10 protein-coding genes and 1 pseudogene are annotated in these 12,903 nt (G+C 67.7%); 2 read left to right on the forward strand and 9 right to left on the reverse strand.

Going from position 1 to position 12,903, the window contains the following annotated elements; genetic code table 11:
• Positions 1-47 precede the first annotated feature (47 nt).
• The 9 genes and pseudogenes from CXQ91_RS25365 to CXQ91_RS17565 all read right to left on the reverse strand — a co-directional run.
• Positions 48-554 (reverse strand): annotated as a pseudogene (locus CXQ91_RS25365) (VanZ family protein); the annotation flags it as partial.
• Entirely contained in the window at positions 484-1,755 is a 1,272-nt protein-coding gene (locus CXQ91_RS17530; RefSeq protein WP_104175179.1) for a glycosyltransferase, read from the reverse strand. The pseudogene CXQ91_RS25365 and the gene CXQ91_RS17530, both read right to left, overlap by 71 nt.
• A complete protein-coding gene (locus CXQ91_RS17535) occupies positions 1,752-3,215 on the reverse strand; it encodes an oligosaccharide flippase family protein (protein ID WP_104175180.1) in 1,464 nt (487 codons plus the stop codon). The genes CXQ91_RS17530 and CXQ91_RS17535 overlap by 4 nt, the downstream gene beginning before the upstream one ends.
• The gene (locus CXQ91_RS17540; protein ID WP_104175181.1) at positions 3,212-4,345 is read right to left on the reverse strand and encodes a DegT/DnrJ/EryC1/StrS aminotransferase family protein; all 1,134 of its coding nucleotides are present in this window, start codon (positions 4,343-4,345) and stop codon (positions 3,212-3,214) included. The genes CXQ91_RS17535 and CXQ91_RS17540 overlap by 4 nt, the downstream gene beginning before the upstream one ends.
• Positions 4,342-5,010: a NeuD/PglB/VioB family sugar acetyltransferase gene (locus CXQ91_RS17545; protein ID WP_104175182.1), complete on the reverse strand. Its 669-nt coding sequence runs from the start codon at positions 5,008-5,010 to the stop codon at positions 4,342-4,344. The genes CXQ91_RS17540 and CXQ91_RS17545 overlap by 4 nt, the downstream gene beginning before the upstream one ends.
• Positions 5,003-6,178, reverse strand: a complete 1,176-nt coding sequence (locus CXQ91_RS17550) for a DegT/DnrJ/EryC1/StrS aminotransferase family protein (protein WP_104175183.1) — start codon at positions 6,176-6,178, stop codon at positions 5,003-5,005. The genes CXQ91_RS17545 and CXQ91_RS17550 overlap by 8 nt, the downstream gene beginning before the upstream one ends.
• A complete protein-coding gene (locus CXQ91_RS17555; protein WP_104175184.1) occupies positions 6,175-7,170 on the reverse strand; it encodes an NAD-dependent epimerase/dehydratase family protein in 996 nt (331 codons plus the stop codon). Before CXQ91_RS17555 ends, CXQ91_RS17550 begins: the two co-directional genes overlap by 4 nt.
• Positions 7,167-8,279: a Gfo/Idh/MocA family protein gene (locus tag CXQ91_RS17560; protein WP_104175185.1), complete on the reverse strand. Its 1,113-nt coding sequence runs from the start codon at positions 8,277-8,279 to the stop codon at positions 7,167-7,169. The genes CXQ91_RS17555 and CXQ91_RS17560 overlap by 4 nt, the downstream gene beginning before the upstream one ends.
• A 15-nt stretch (positions 8,280-8,294) precedes the next feature.
• Entirely contained in the window at positions 8,295-9,866 is a 1,572-nt protein-coding gene (locus CXQ91_RS17565) for a sugar transferase (protein ID WP_104175221.1), read from the reverse strand.
• 427 nt (positions 9,867-10,293) lie between these two features.
• Here CXQ91_RS17565 and CXQ91_RS17570 point away from each other — a divergent pair, with 427 nt between their 5' ends.
• Together CXQ91_RS17570 and CXQ91_RS17575 are read left to right on the forward strand one after the other, a co-directional pair.
• Positions 10,294-11,133: an ACT domain-containing protein gene (locus CXQ91_RS17570; protein ID WP_104175186.1), complete on the forward strand. Its 840-nt coding sequence runs from the start codon at positions 10,294-10,296 to the stop codon at positions 11,131-11,133.
• Positions 11,134-11,460: 327 nt separating this feature from the next.
• A complete protein-coding gene (locus CXQ91_RS17575; protein WP_104175187.1) occupies positions 11,461-12,864 on the forward strand; it encodes an MFS transporter in 1,404 nt (467 codons plus the stop codon).
• Positions 12,865-12,903 lie beyond the last annotated feature (39 nt).

Raw genomic sequence — 12,903 nt, forward strand, 5'->3', positions numbered from 1 at the left:
GGCGGTTTTGGTATTTGGCTGTGCCGCCGGCGCACCCATACGACCGCGAGTGCACCGAGCAGGGCACCCAGCGTGTTGCTGGCGATGTCCCGCAGGCTGGCCTGCCGCTGGTCGAGGGCTAGGAACTGGACTGCCTCGATCGTGCAGGAGGCGGCCATGCCGGCGACGGCGGCAAGCCACCATCGGCGCGCTGGGACCATCCGGACGATCAGCAATCCAAGCGGCACGAAGAGCGCCACATTGGCGGCCACTTCCAAGTGACCTGCTCGGATCCCTGCTGTCAGGGGCTGGTCCTGTAGGGTCAGCAGGACGCTGCGAAGGAGCCCGGCCACGGGGCGTTCCACCGGTGTGGGCCAGAAGCCAACGCAGGCCAGGGCCGCCAGATAGAGGATCAGCAGCACCGGGAAAGCCCTGCGGCGCCCGGTCATCGCGATCTCGTCAATGATCTGGTGCCTGCCATCCAGATAATGGGGCCACCGGCGCTCATGTGGCACCTCCCGCGGAGAATGCCTGCAGCGGCTGCCCGGCGGCGACGGGACGGGCGTTGAAGTCATCTGCCGTTGCCCGCCCGGTCAGGCGCGCCTGCAGCCGGCGGCGCTTGTAGCGGAGGAAATGGCCGGCAGCCTCGAGTTCGCGGGCGTACGCCATGCGGCTGGCGGACGCCGTTTCCAGGGCAGCGCCGTAAATGTCCAGCTGGGCCTCCGCGGCATGTGCCAGCGAGTAGCGGTGCACCACGACGCGCCTGCCGAAGGCACCGAGATCGGCGCGGAGCCGCTCGGCCGGCAGGATCTCGAACAGTACTTGGCGGAGCGCGGAAGCGCCGCCGGCCTGCCCGCTCCCCACGCCGTACCATCCCTGCCATAGAAAGGTATCGAGCGAGGAAGGCGTCAGCAGCTCCCAGAAGCCTGCCTCGCCCTGGACCACCAGCGGCTTGCCGAAGGCCAGTGCCCGCAGCGCGGATCCGCCCATGCCAAGGCAAACGTCGCCCACATCGTAGGCCGCCCGGGGGTCGGCAAGTTCGCCGGTGAGGACAACCGTCTGCCGGCCGGTCCGGATGTTGACCTGCGCCGCACGCGCGGCAACTTCCGTACGCGCCGGGCCGTCGCCGGCAATGAGCAGGCAAACCCGCATCGTGGCCGGGAGGGAAGCCACCGCATCCATGGCGCTGAGGATGCCCTCCAGCTTGAGCTCCCTGGCCAGGCGGGACACGATGGCCACAATATACGCGCCCTCCGGGACGCCCCACGTCTTCCTGAGGTCTCCCTGGGCAAGGTCAAGGCCGGGGCGGTTCGCGTCCACGTCGACAGGCGGCTCCAGCACCGTAACAGCTGAGCGGCCGAAGCCGGACTCCACCTCCGCGATCTGGTGGGTGCCGACCGTCAGCGGGACGTGTTTGGGGATGAACGGGGCGACGGCCATGGACATAACAGTGGACACTGCCGCCGCATGGGGCATCCGCCGTGCGGCCAGATAGCATTCCAGCGAGGGCGGCCACTCATAGCCGTGCAGGATGTCTATCCGCCGGCGTTCGACCAGCCCGGCCAGCGCCCGGCTAACCGCCACCGACGGTCGCCTGCCTGCTTCCGGCGCGGCCACGAATTCCAGCCCCAGCCGCCGGATACTGTCCACGAGCGGCCCGGGCCGCCCGAACACGATGGTCTCGTGGCCCAGCCTGTCTACGGCTCCGGCGAGCTCGATCGCGTTGATCTGGCTGCCGCCGATGCCGAGGTCGTGGGGGTAGACAAGGATTCTCATGGGACCAGCTCTCCAACTTCCGAGCGGGCCTCGCGGCCCACTTCCTTCAGCAGCTTCACGTCATCCCGGCGCCAGTACAGCAACGCCGCGGCCGTGGACGCAGCCAGCAGTGCGCCCGCAGGAAGTTCCAGCCAGGGCACCGGCAGCCAGCTGACCAGGCCAAGCGACAAGGCACCGACGGCAAGGGAAGCCAGCGCGGGGACCCACACCACTGACGAGACGGCCCGCACGGAGATGCCTGCGTTGGCGAGCTGCCATAAACACAACGGCAGCAGGATGCAGCCGCAGACCAGTGCCTGCGCAAAAGCCAGTCCCTGCAGTCCGCCCAGGGCTGCACCGGCAGCGAGTGCGGGCACCAGCACAACCAGGCTGCCGGCCTGGATGGCGAACACCGTGCCGGACCTGCCCAGGACCACCATGAAGTCATAGGCCAGGTCCGAGAAGATCCGGCTGACTGCGCCCACCACCAGCCAGGAGAGCGCGGCAGCCGCCGGCAGCCATTCCTTGCCGTAGACAAGATCCACGAGCGGCACTGCGCTTCCGGCCAGGAACATCACGGGCGGCAGCGTCGCCGCGGCGAGGACCGCCACCACCGAGACCAGCGCCGAGTTCATGGCTGCTTTGTCCTGCTGGAGTGCCGAAAACGCGGCAGGCGCTACCCTGCGGAGGGGCTGGGCCAGGATGCTGACGGGCCAGTTGGCAAGGTTGAACGCGAGGACGTAGAAGGCAAGTGCCGCCGGACCCAGCAGGGCTCCGGCCGTCAGCTGGTCCGCGTAGCCGACCGCGAAGAAAATGATGCTCGTGCCGGCCAGCGGCAGGCCGAACCGAAGCAGGGGTCCGAGCTGGTTGCGGTCCAGCCCGAAGCGATACGGCATGGGCGACGACGCCAGGAACATGGCAGCTGACACGAGGCTTCCGGCCACCCTGCCCACCGCCAGCGCCATGGCGCCCATTCCCGCGAGCGCCAGGACAATGGACAGCACAGCTCCCGTCCAGACGTTGACCTGGTCGATCCCCAGCCGGGTCTTCTCCTTGAAGTCGCGCTGGAGAAGGGCCGCCGGAGATGCCACCACGCCGTTGATGAAGACGCTGAGAATGAGGACCCGAACCACGTCCGTGGCCTCGGGGTCGCCCATGGCGGCCGCGAACGCAGGAGCAGCAAGGACTGCACCGGCGCAGAACAGGCCGCTGCCCGCCACGGAGATGCTGTTGACGGTGGGCACTATTTTCGCCGGGTCGCCGGGCCACCGGACGATCGCCAGCGAAACGCCAAGCTCGTTGAAGCTGAGCACGGCCATCAGGGCCACCAGTGCCACCGCATAGGTTCCGAAGGAGTCCGGGCCCAACATCCTCGCCAGGACGATGCCAATCCCGAGCGTGCCCACCTTCGACACCATGGTGTTAAGGAGGCTCCACGCGAAGGCGTTCGAGGCGCCGGGGGCGCTGTTTCCGTGTGTCATGGCCGTTCCATGGCCGCGAGCAGTTGGCCGATGACGTACTCCTGCTGCCGGGCGGTGATATGCGGGTAGATCGGCAGCGAGAGCATGGTTGCGGCGGCTTCTTCTGCCACCGGGAAGGATCCGCGGCAGAATCCGAGGTGCCGGTAGGCGCGGCTGAGGTGCATCGGAACGGGGTAGTGGATGCCGGCGCCGATCCCGGCACCGTTGAGGGCGGCGAGCACACGGTCCCGTTCCAGGATCCGGATGACGTAGAGGTGCCAGACGTCGACGTTGCCTTCGGCCGTGCGTGGCAGCACAATGCCGGGGACGTCCCGGAGCATCTCCGAATAGCGGGCGGCGGCCTCCCGCCGTCGTTCGTTCCAGGCCGCAAGGCGGCGCAGTTTGGAGTTCAGCACCACTGCCTGGATGGTGTCCAGGCGGGAGTTCATGCCAATCGCGTCGTGCTCGTACTTGACGGAGCTGCCGTGGGCGCCGAGAAGGCGGACACGGGCGGCTATCCCGTCGTCGTCCGTCAGGACTGCTCCGGCGTCACCGGCGGCGCCGAGGTTCTTGCCCGGATAGAAACTGGTTCCCGCCACGCTGCCCAGCGTGCCGGCGAAGCGCCCGTGCCGGGATGCGCCCTGGGCCTGCGCGGCATCCTCGACGATGACGGCGCCGCAGCCATAGGCAGCGGCCTTGAGCTTCTCAACGAACGCGGCCTGCCCGAAGAGGTGCACTGCCACGATCGCCTGTGTCGCCTCAGTCACTGCCTCACTGACCCGCCTGGGATCGATGAGCAGGTAGTCGGGGTCCACATCGACAGGCACCGGGACCGCCCCGATCCGGCTCACGGCCTCGGCTGTGGCGATGAACGTGTTGGCCGGCAGGATGACCTCCCCGCCGGGCATGACCCCGGCTGCGCGGAGTCCCAGCTCCAGCGCATCGGTGCCGTTGGCGACGCCGACGCAGTGCCGGGCCCCCACGAAACGGGCGTAAGCCTGCTCGAATTCGGCAACCTCGGGGCCGCCGATGAAGGAGGTCCGTGCGAAGACCTGCCTGATGCCGCTCTCCACTTCCTCGGCGATTTCCTGCTGTTGCGCGCCGAGGTCAACGAGGGGTACGGACAAGGGGAAAGTGGGTGAAAGAGTCATCGTCCGCCTCCTGAAACTGCAGCCGTTTGCATGGCACGCTTGATGGCCCGCGCCGGAACGCCGGCCCAGGTCTCGCCGGCCGGAACATCGGCCAGCACTACGGCCCCCATCCCGACGGTGGCGCCGGCGCCGATGACGGTCCGTTCGCGCACGCTGGAGTTCATGCCCAGGTAGGCCGCCTGCCCCACGCGGACGCCGCCGCCCAGCGAAACGCCGGCCGCGAACGTGGCAAAGTCCTCCACCGTGTCGTCGTGCGTAAGGGTCACCCCGGGCATCACCACCACATGGTTGCCAATGGTCACGCCGGCTGTGAGCGTGACGTGGCCGAGCAGGATGTTGCCACGCCCGATCAGGCATCCCTCCGGGAGCCGCACCGAGGCATCAACCACAGTGGTGTAGCGCCGGTCCGGGAACCCGAGCGCGGCAAGCCTGGCCACTATTACGGCCCGCCCGCTGCCTGCGCCGACACAGACCACCACCTTCGCGTCCGGATAGTTGAGCGCGTGGCTGACCGGCCCCAGGACGTGCGAGCCGTCCACCGTGGTGCCCGCCCTGCCCGGATCGTCGTCGAGGATTCCGACGACGTCGAACTGGCCGCTGTCGCGCACTGTGGCGAGGACTTCGCGGGCGAGCCCGCTGGCAGCGATCAGAATGAGGTCAGCCACGGTTCCCCTCCCCACTTGCCAGTCGGATGGACCGCAGCACCCGGGACTGCTCGCCGGCGGTCAGCTGGTGGTACACGGGCAGGATGAGGGTGTTGTCGGTCAGCCGCTCGGTGACGGACAGGTCGGCGGGGCCGGTATCCCGGCCGGCGTACGCTGGCTGCCTGTGCGCGGCCATGATCCCGCGGCGGGCTGAGATGCCGTCGCGTGCCAGCCGCTCCAGGAGCTCTTCACGGCCGAGGGGGAACGACGGCAGGACCTCAACCCAGAATGACTGGAAGTTGCTCGTGCCATAGTCGGGATCGCGGACAAACCGCAGCCCCCCAACCCGGTTCAGGGCCGACTGGTAGCCGGCCACGATCTCCCGGCGGCGGGCCACGGCCTCGCCCAGCCGCCCCAGCTGGACCAGCCCCACTGCCGCCTGCATGTCCGTCATCCGGAAGTTGAACCCGGCTTCGAGGTATTCCTCCGCCGGGGCCAGGAGGGCGGCATGGCGGTCGTTGGCCGAAACGCTCATGGCGTGTTCGCGCAGCCTCCGCGCCCGGCCGGCCCACTCCGGGTTCAGCGTGGTCAGCATGCCGCCCTCGCCGGTGGTCAGGATCTTGCGCGGGTGGAAGGACCACGCAGCCAAGTCCGCGCCGGCCCCGACGGGCCGCCCTCGGTACGTGGAGCCCGCCCCGCACGCGGAATCCTCGATCACCGTAATGCCCAGGGGGTCGCACAGGGCCCGGATGGGGTCCAGGTCCACCGGCATTCCACCCTGGTCCACTGCGATCACAGCCTTGGTGGCCGGGGTCAGCGCGGCGGCGACGGTCTGTGCCGAGACGTTGCCGGTTTCCGCTTCAACGTCGCAAAACACCGTCCGTGCCCCGACGTAGCCTGCGGCGTTGGCAGTGGCGATAAAGGAGAAGGACGGCACCACCACGTCGTCGCCCGGCCCGATGCCCGCCACCTTCAGCGCCAGGTGCAGTGCGGTGGTGCAGTTGGAAACCGCGACGGCGTACATCGCCTTTTGGGCGGCGGCGAAGGCTTCCTCGAACCGCGCCACCCGGGGGCCCTGCGCCACCCAGCCGGACGCGATCACCTCGGCGACGGCCTCCGCTTCTTCGACCCCGAGCCACGGTTTCATGACATTGATGCGGCTCAGCGCCCGATCCTGGCTAATGGTCACCGCACGCCTCCGACCCGGGTGGCCGCGATTTCGCTTCGCAGCGGACGCCACCAGTCCACGAGTTCCCGAAGGCCGTCCTCGAGCCCGGTTTCCGCCGCGAAGCCAAGGTCCAGCCGGGCGGCCGAGGTGTCCGCGAGGCGGCGGACAACGCCGTTGATGGCGCGGTCCGGACCGTGCTCCACCTGCAGGTCGGAATCCATGGCCCGCAACAGGGCCTCGGCAAGTTCCAGGAGGCTGGTTTCTTCACCGCTGGCTACGTTAAAGACGCCTTCGCGGACACCGCTGCCGGCGGCCAGGATATTGGCGCGGGCAACGTCCCGGGTGTGGATGAAATCCATGGTCTGACGTCCGTCACCGAAAATCAGCGGCGGCAGTCCGTCCGCGATGCGCTCCATCCAGCGCACCAGCACCTCCGTGTAGAGACCGTGTACGTCCATCCGTGGTCCGTAGACGTTGAAGTAGCGCAGCAGGACGTAGTCCAGTCCGGTCATGGCCCGGAAGCTGCGGGCCATGCCCTCGTTGAAGGACTTCGCCGCGCCATAAAACGTGTCGTTGTTGTGGTGGTGGTGGCGTTCCGTGGTGGGGAAATCCTCCGCCGTGCCGTACACCGAGGCGCTGGATGCCGCCACCAGCTTGCCCACGCCGTGGTCGGCGGCGGCCTCGAACACGTTGAACGTGCCGTCCACCAACACTTCCAGGGCCAGCCGCGGCTCCTCGGCGCACTGCGTGATCCTGATGGCCGCCTGATGGAAGATGATGTCCTTGCCGCGGGTGAGGTCGTGGACCAGGTCCCGGTCGCGGAGATCGCCTTCGACAAGTTCCACCCTGCCGGTGGCAACCGCATCGTCGAGATTGGCGCGGCGGCCGCGGACCAGGTTGTCCAGGACGGCCACCTGCTCGACGCCGGCGGTGATCAGGTGGTCCACGATCGTGGATCCGATGGTGCCGGCGCCGCCGGTGACCAGGACCTGCGCGCCCTGGAGCATGCTCATCGCCGTCCCTCCATCTGGGCTTCGTTGCCCGTGACGGCGACCGACTGCCCGTCGTCGCTGAGGCTGCGGCTGACCGCTTCCAGCACGGACAGCACCCTCAGCCCGGATGCACCGCTGGTCCGTGCGGGCCGGTGATGCCAGATGCTGCTGGCAAATTCCGCCACCATCTGGCCGAGGGCCTCATGTTCCGGCAGCGCGGGCGACCAGGTATCACCCAGCCGGTACGAAATGGCGAATGCCTTCTTCTCCGCCGGTGACCGGTATTTCCGGTCCAGGCTGACACCTCGGTCGTAGATACTGAGCCGCTGCTGTGGATTCAGGTCGTCCCAGACCAGGGTCCGCTGGGAGCCGCCTACCACCATCTGGCGGATCTTGGTGGGACTGAGCCAGTTCACGTGCACGTGCGCCATGGCGTCGTTGGGCAGCGCAAAGGTCAGGTGCCCCACGCAGTCGCGTCCGGTGCCCAGGGGATCAGCGCCGTGGGCGGCCACTTCCACCGGCCGGAGGCCGCCGGGCAGGATGAAGTCGATGATGGACAGGTCGTGCGGTGCGAGGTCCCAGAACACGTCCACGTCCGGCTGGACTAGCCCCAGGTTGATCCGCACCGAGTCGATGAACAGGATCTCGCCCAGGGACCCGTCCGCGATGAGTTCCCGGATTTTCAGGACAGCGGGCGTGTAGCAGTACGTATGATCCGCCATCAGGACCAGGCCTCGGCTCTCTGCCTCTTCGACCATCTCCACGCCTTTGGCCCTGCTGTCGGCCAGGGGTTTTTCCACCAGCACGTGTTTGCCTGCCCGCAAGGCCGTCAGGGCGATCCCGTGGTGGGTGTGGGCCGGGGTGGCGATGGCCACCGCGTCGACCTCGACGGTGTCCAGCAGTTCGTCGACGGATTCGCAGACCGGAACGCCCCCGTTCGCTGCGGCGAGCTTGAGGGCGCGGTCCCGGTCCATGTCCACGATCGCGGACAGTTTCCAGTCGGGGCTGGCCTTGAAGTTGCGGGCAAGGTTGGGCCCCCAGTAGCCGGCGCCGATGACGGCGGCCCGTAAAGGCGCGGCGGAAGCCAATAGGTCAAGATCCCTGCGGTAGGACTCTTGTGACGCGTCCATGTCTGTCCCCTCTTCTTAATACGCGCCCGAAGGCATGCACATTGCTTTGAAGGTCCGCCACATGATGATGACGTCCCCCATGATCGACCAGTTTTCGACGTAGTAGAGATCGAGGCGCACGGCCTCGTCCCAGGGCAGGTCCGAGCGGCCGTTGACCTGCCAGAGGCCGGTGATTCCCGGTTTGATGAGCAGCCGGCGGTGGGTGTGCCGTTCGTAGGCTTCCACCTCGCGCTGCAGCGGCGGCCGTGGACCCACCAGGCTCATCTCGCCGGTGAGCACGTTCCAGAACTGCGGCAGTTCATCCAGCGAGTAGCGGCGCATCCAGCGTCCGCAGCTGGTCACCCGCGGATCGTTCTGCATTTTGAACAGCACGCCTGCACCCTCGTTGCTCGCCATCAGTGCAGCGAGTGACGCTTCCGCGTCGGTGACCATGGACCGGAACTTGATCATCCGGAACGGACGGCCGGCTTTGCCGACGCGCTCCTGCTTGAAGAACACCGGCCCCGGACCGTTCCGTTTGACGATGACCGCGAGGGCCAGGAACAGCGGCGACAGCAGGACGAGGGCCACGGAGGCGCCCGCGATGTCCAGGAGCCGCTTGAGCACGTGCTTGCCGCCGCTGTATTGCGGCACGTCCACATGCATGAGCGGCAGTCCCTCCACCGGCCGCCAGTGGATCCGCGGCCCTGCCACGTTCGTCAGCGTGGACGCCAGGACGAGTTCGGCGCGATGTTCTTCCAGCCGCCATCCCAGCTCCCGGATGTACTGGTTGCCTCCCGGCACCGGCCCCGCCACGATGACTGCCTCGGCACCGTGCTTTCCCACGGTCCGGACAACGTCGTCGGTGGAGGACAGCACCGGAATCCGGCGGCCGTCGACGTCGAGCATCATCCCCCGGCGGGCTCCCGGCAGCGACACCCCGAGGATTTCGTAGGCCGCGCCGGTCTTCTTGGCGATCCGCCCGAGGACGTAGCGGACATCGTTCGGCTCGCCAATGACTATCGCCTTCACCAGGAACTGGCCCTCGGCCTGTTTCCGGTTGTACCAGCGGCGGGCGAACCACCGGTTACCCACCAGTGCCAACAGGCCCAGCGGGAACGACGCCACATAGAACGCCCAGGCCGGTTCCAGGCGGAACACCACCAGGAAAACCGCCAGAAGGCCAAAGACCCGGGTGGTGGAGACGGCAACGCGCTTGTATTCGCTGGAGCCGATGCCCAGCACCTTCGGGTCCCGGGTCCGGTAAAAATGGAGCGCACCGATCCATGCCACCGCAAGGCCGGCGGCCAGGAGGGCGCCAAGCGCATTTTCGCGGCTTTCCGCAAAGGAGTGCCCGCCGTCGAACCGGATCACGTACCCGGCGAGCACCGAGACAACCACCAAGAGGGAGTCGGTCAGTCGGAGGCAGCGGGCCAGGAAGCGGGCCCATTCCCGGCCGGACAGCTTGTGCGCGGACGGCTGCCGTTCCGGGCTGCCGGGGAAACCCCCGACGACGGCGCCAAGCGGCGGAGCGGCGGCGGTCCCGGAGGTCCCTCCGGGACTCAGGAACCTCAGCACGAACGGGCTTGTTTTACCCAGCTGGCTCACTGCAGCCCCCAAACATTGGTGGCGGAGGGGCACCACGCGCAGGCAGACCATGTCGCCATTGCCTATCCCCCCGAACATTGGTAGGCGGCACCGGTTGATGCCTTCCCCAATGAAAGCCGTGGGCCGGTCCCCGCGTCACGAGCGGCACCTACCCGGCTTTCTATGCACGCTCTTGGAGCTTTATGCGTGTGGTACTCGGACAGGTCGTGGACCGTTAGGTGGGGGTGCCGGGTATTACGTGGGCCCACGGCAGGAGGGGACACCCGGGCCTACGCGAAACCGGGGCCCGGCGGCGGGCTCTCGAAGGCGTCCCCGGGTTGGGAGCCGCCAGTTCCTGGGTGGTTCAAAAACCGCGCCAATTCAGGGATGTGGGCGTTCGTGACGCAGCCGCAATCCCCCTGAAACAGGGCCCGGACATGATGTGAGTATGAAGCGCAAGGCACAGTCCCCCGAATCGGCCGACTTGAGCTGCGAAGTTTGCGGTCAGATGCCGGAACCGCCAAAAGCCCGGCTGACCCTGGCGAATATCGCGGTGATGCTGCCCATTGAGCTCCTGGTGCATGCCGCCGTGGTGGAGACGCATCTCCCCTATGTGGCCAAGGTCCTGGCACTTACCCTGACCGCCACAGTGCTGGTCATCTGGGTGGCCGAACCGTCAGCGGCCCGGATGCTGAGGAGCTGGCTGCATGCTCCGGCCCTGCGGCACCGCAAACGGCTGAATACGGCACCGGCCCTGTGGCGGGCCCGCACAGTGCTGCGCGATGAGCCCGGGTCGCTTCAGAAGATTACGCAGGCGCTGGCACGGCTGGACACCAACATCCTCAGCATCCACATCCATCCGGTGGCGGGCGGTGTTTTGGACGAGTTCGTCCTGTCCGCCCCGGGGCACCTTCGCGAGCGCGGGCTGCTCGAGGCACTTCGCGACGGCGGCGGCCGGCACGCCCATGTCTGGCCCACCACTGCCTTGGCGATGGCCGACGGCCAGACCAGGGCCCTGAGCCTGGCCGCCCGGATCGCCGGCAATCCGAATGAGCTTCCGCTGGCCGTGGCCGAGCTGCTTTCCGCCAGGATCGTGCCCGTTTCCGTGGAGGGCGGCCAGGAATCTCCGGCCTCAGCCGACGCCGGTACCGTATTGAAGATCCCGACGGCGTGGCACGGCCCCATCACCTTCTACCGGCCCGGCGAACCGTTTACTCCCGCCGAATCGGCGCGCGCGCACCGGCTGGCCGAACTCGCCGAGATCCTGGCGCACACCGACAGCCGGTAACCGGGCCGTCAGGCTGCCGAACCGGCGTCAGGCTGCACTGGCGGCCGCTGGGTAGCGGGCTAACAGGCGGCAGTCACAATCGGTAAATAAGCGGCCCGGCCGGCATTGCCGGAAAAACCCTTGACAGTGGCGGGGGTCACTTCTATCTTTAATTTTGGGATCCCAAAACGGGATCCCAAAAGTGACCACCTCCCGGACCGCTTGCGCCACCCCGGCGTACCCTCAGCTCCGGCCCGGGACAGTACGGCCGCCGCCCGATCCGGCCGCGGCCGGCCACGGCACCAGAGTCTTTCCCCTGCCCGCAATCTTCCCCGTGAAGGAGAAGCTGTGTCTCTTCCAAGTACCGAAACTTCGAGTACCGAGTCCCTAAGCACCCAATCCCCCAGCACCGAAACCGACCCAGCCGCAGTTCAGGCCACAGAAGGCCAGGCCGGCAAGGACGGCAAGGACGGCGTGCAACGGCGCACCAACGTCCGCTGGAAGCTCTTCCTGCTGCTCCTCGTCCTGGTCGCCGTCAACTACATCGACCGGGGCTCCATCTCGGTGGCGCTCCCGATCATCCAGAAGGAATTCAACATGGCCCCGGAGCTGGTGGGCCTGCTGCTTTCCGCCTTCTTCTGGACCTACGCCCTTATGCAGATCCCGGTGGGCCTGCTGATCGACAAGTTCGGCCCGCGCAAGGTCATGACAGCCTCGTGCGTTGGCTGGGGCGCCGCAACGGCCGCCTCAGGCATGGCCGGCGGCTTCCTGAGCATGTTCATCGCCCGGCTTGGCATCGGCGTCACCGAAGCCGGCGTCATGCCCGCCGGCGGCAAGCTGAATGCCATCTGGATGCACAAGTCCGAGCGCGGCCGCGGTGCCACCATCCTGGACGCCGGAGCTCCCCTCGGCGCAGGACTGGGCGGCATACTCATCGCCGGATTGATCGCCGCCACCGGCAGCTGGCGCAGTTCCTTCGTCATCGCCGGTGCGGCCACCGTGCTCATGGGCCTGGCCGTCTGGTGGTACGTCCGGGACAACCCGCGCCAGCACCGCGGCGTCAACGCCGCCGAGGCCGAATACATCGAGGCCTCCCACGCGGCGGAGGACGCCGAGGCCGAGCTGGACGGCAGCAAGGGCAGGCGCGCCCTGCTCCCCTACCTGAAATTCCGCTCCTTCTGGGCCATGTGCTTCGGGTGGCTGGGCTTCAACGGCGTGTTCTACGGCCTCCTCACCTGGGGCCCGCTCTACCTCGCCCAGGCCAAGGGCTTCGACCTGAAAACCATCGGGTGGTCCACGTTCGTGATCTTCGGTGCCGGCTTCGTCGGTGAGATCCTGGGCGGCGCCATCGCTGACAAGTGGCGGGCAGCCGGAGCCTCGGCCAACCGCGTCATGCGCACGCTGCTGGGAACCTCCAGCGTCGTGGTGGTGGGCGGCCTCATCGGGGTGACCGTCGTGGCGGACCCGACCACCGCCGTCGTACTCCTTTCCGTGGTGATGTTCTTCCTCCGCTGGGTGGGACTCTTCTGGAGCATCCCGTCCATCCTGGGCGGCCGGACCAATGCCGGTGTCCTGGGCGGTGCGATGAACTTCAGCGGCAATATCTCGGGCTTCGTCACACCTATTGCCGTCGGCCTGATCGTCGGCGCCACGGGCTCCTACACCTGGGCGCTGCTCTACTTCGTGGGATCCGCCATCATCATGGGCGTGTCCGTCCTGATGCTGGATTACAACAGGCGCCTGCCCGTCTAAGCCGGCCGTCCTAAGCTAGGCATCGCAGCACCTCCTCCC

The sequence above is a fragment of the Arthrobacter sp. Y81 genome (assembly GCF_002929335.1).
Lineage (GTDB): Bacteria > Actinomycetota > Actinomycetes > Actinomycetales > Micrococcaceae > Arthrobacter.

Coding starts and splice junctions, on each gene's coding strand:
- CXQ91_RS17530 (WP_104175179.1), bottom strand. CDS start 1,755: ATGAGAATCCTTGTCTACCCCCACGACCTCGGCATCGGCGGCAGCCAG.
- CXQ91_RS17535 (WP_104175180.1), bottom strand. CDS start 3,215: ATGACACACGGAAACAGCGCCCCCGGCGCCTCGAACGCCTTCGCGTGG.
- CXQ91_RS17540 (WP_104175181.1), bottom strand. CDS start 4,345: ATGACTCTTTCACCCACTTTCCCCTTGTCCGTACCCCTCGTTGACCTC.
- CXQ91_RS17555 (WP_104175184.1), bottom strand. CDS start 7,170: ATGAGCATGCTCCAGGGCGCGCAGGTCCTGGTCACCGGCGGCGCCGGC.
- CXQ91_RS17560 (WP_104175185.1), bottom strand. CDS start 8,279: ATGGACGCGTCACAAGAGTCCTACCGCAGGGATCTTGACCTATTGGCT.
- CXQ91_RS17570 (WP_104175186.1), top strand. CDS start 10,294: ATGAAGCGCAAGGCACAGTCCCCCGAATCGGCCGACTTGAGCTGCGAA.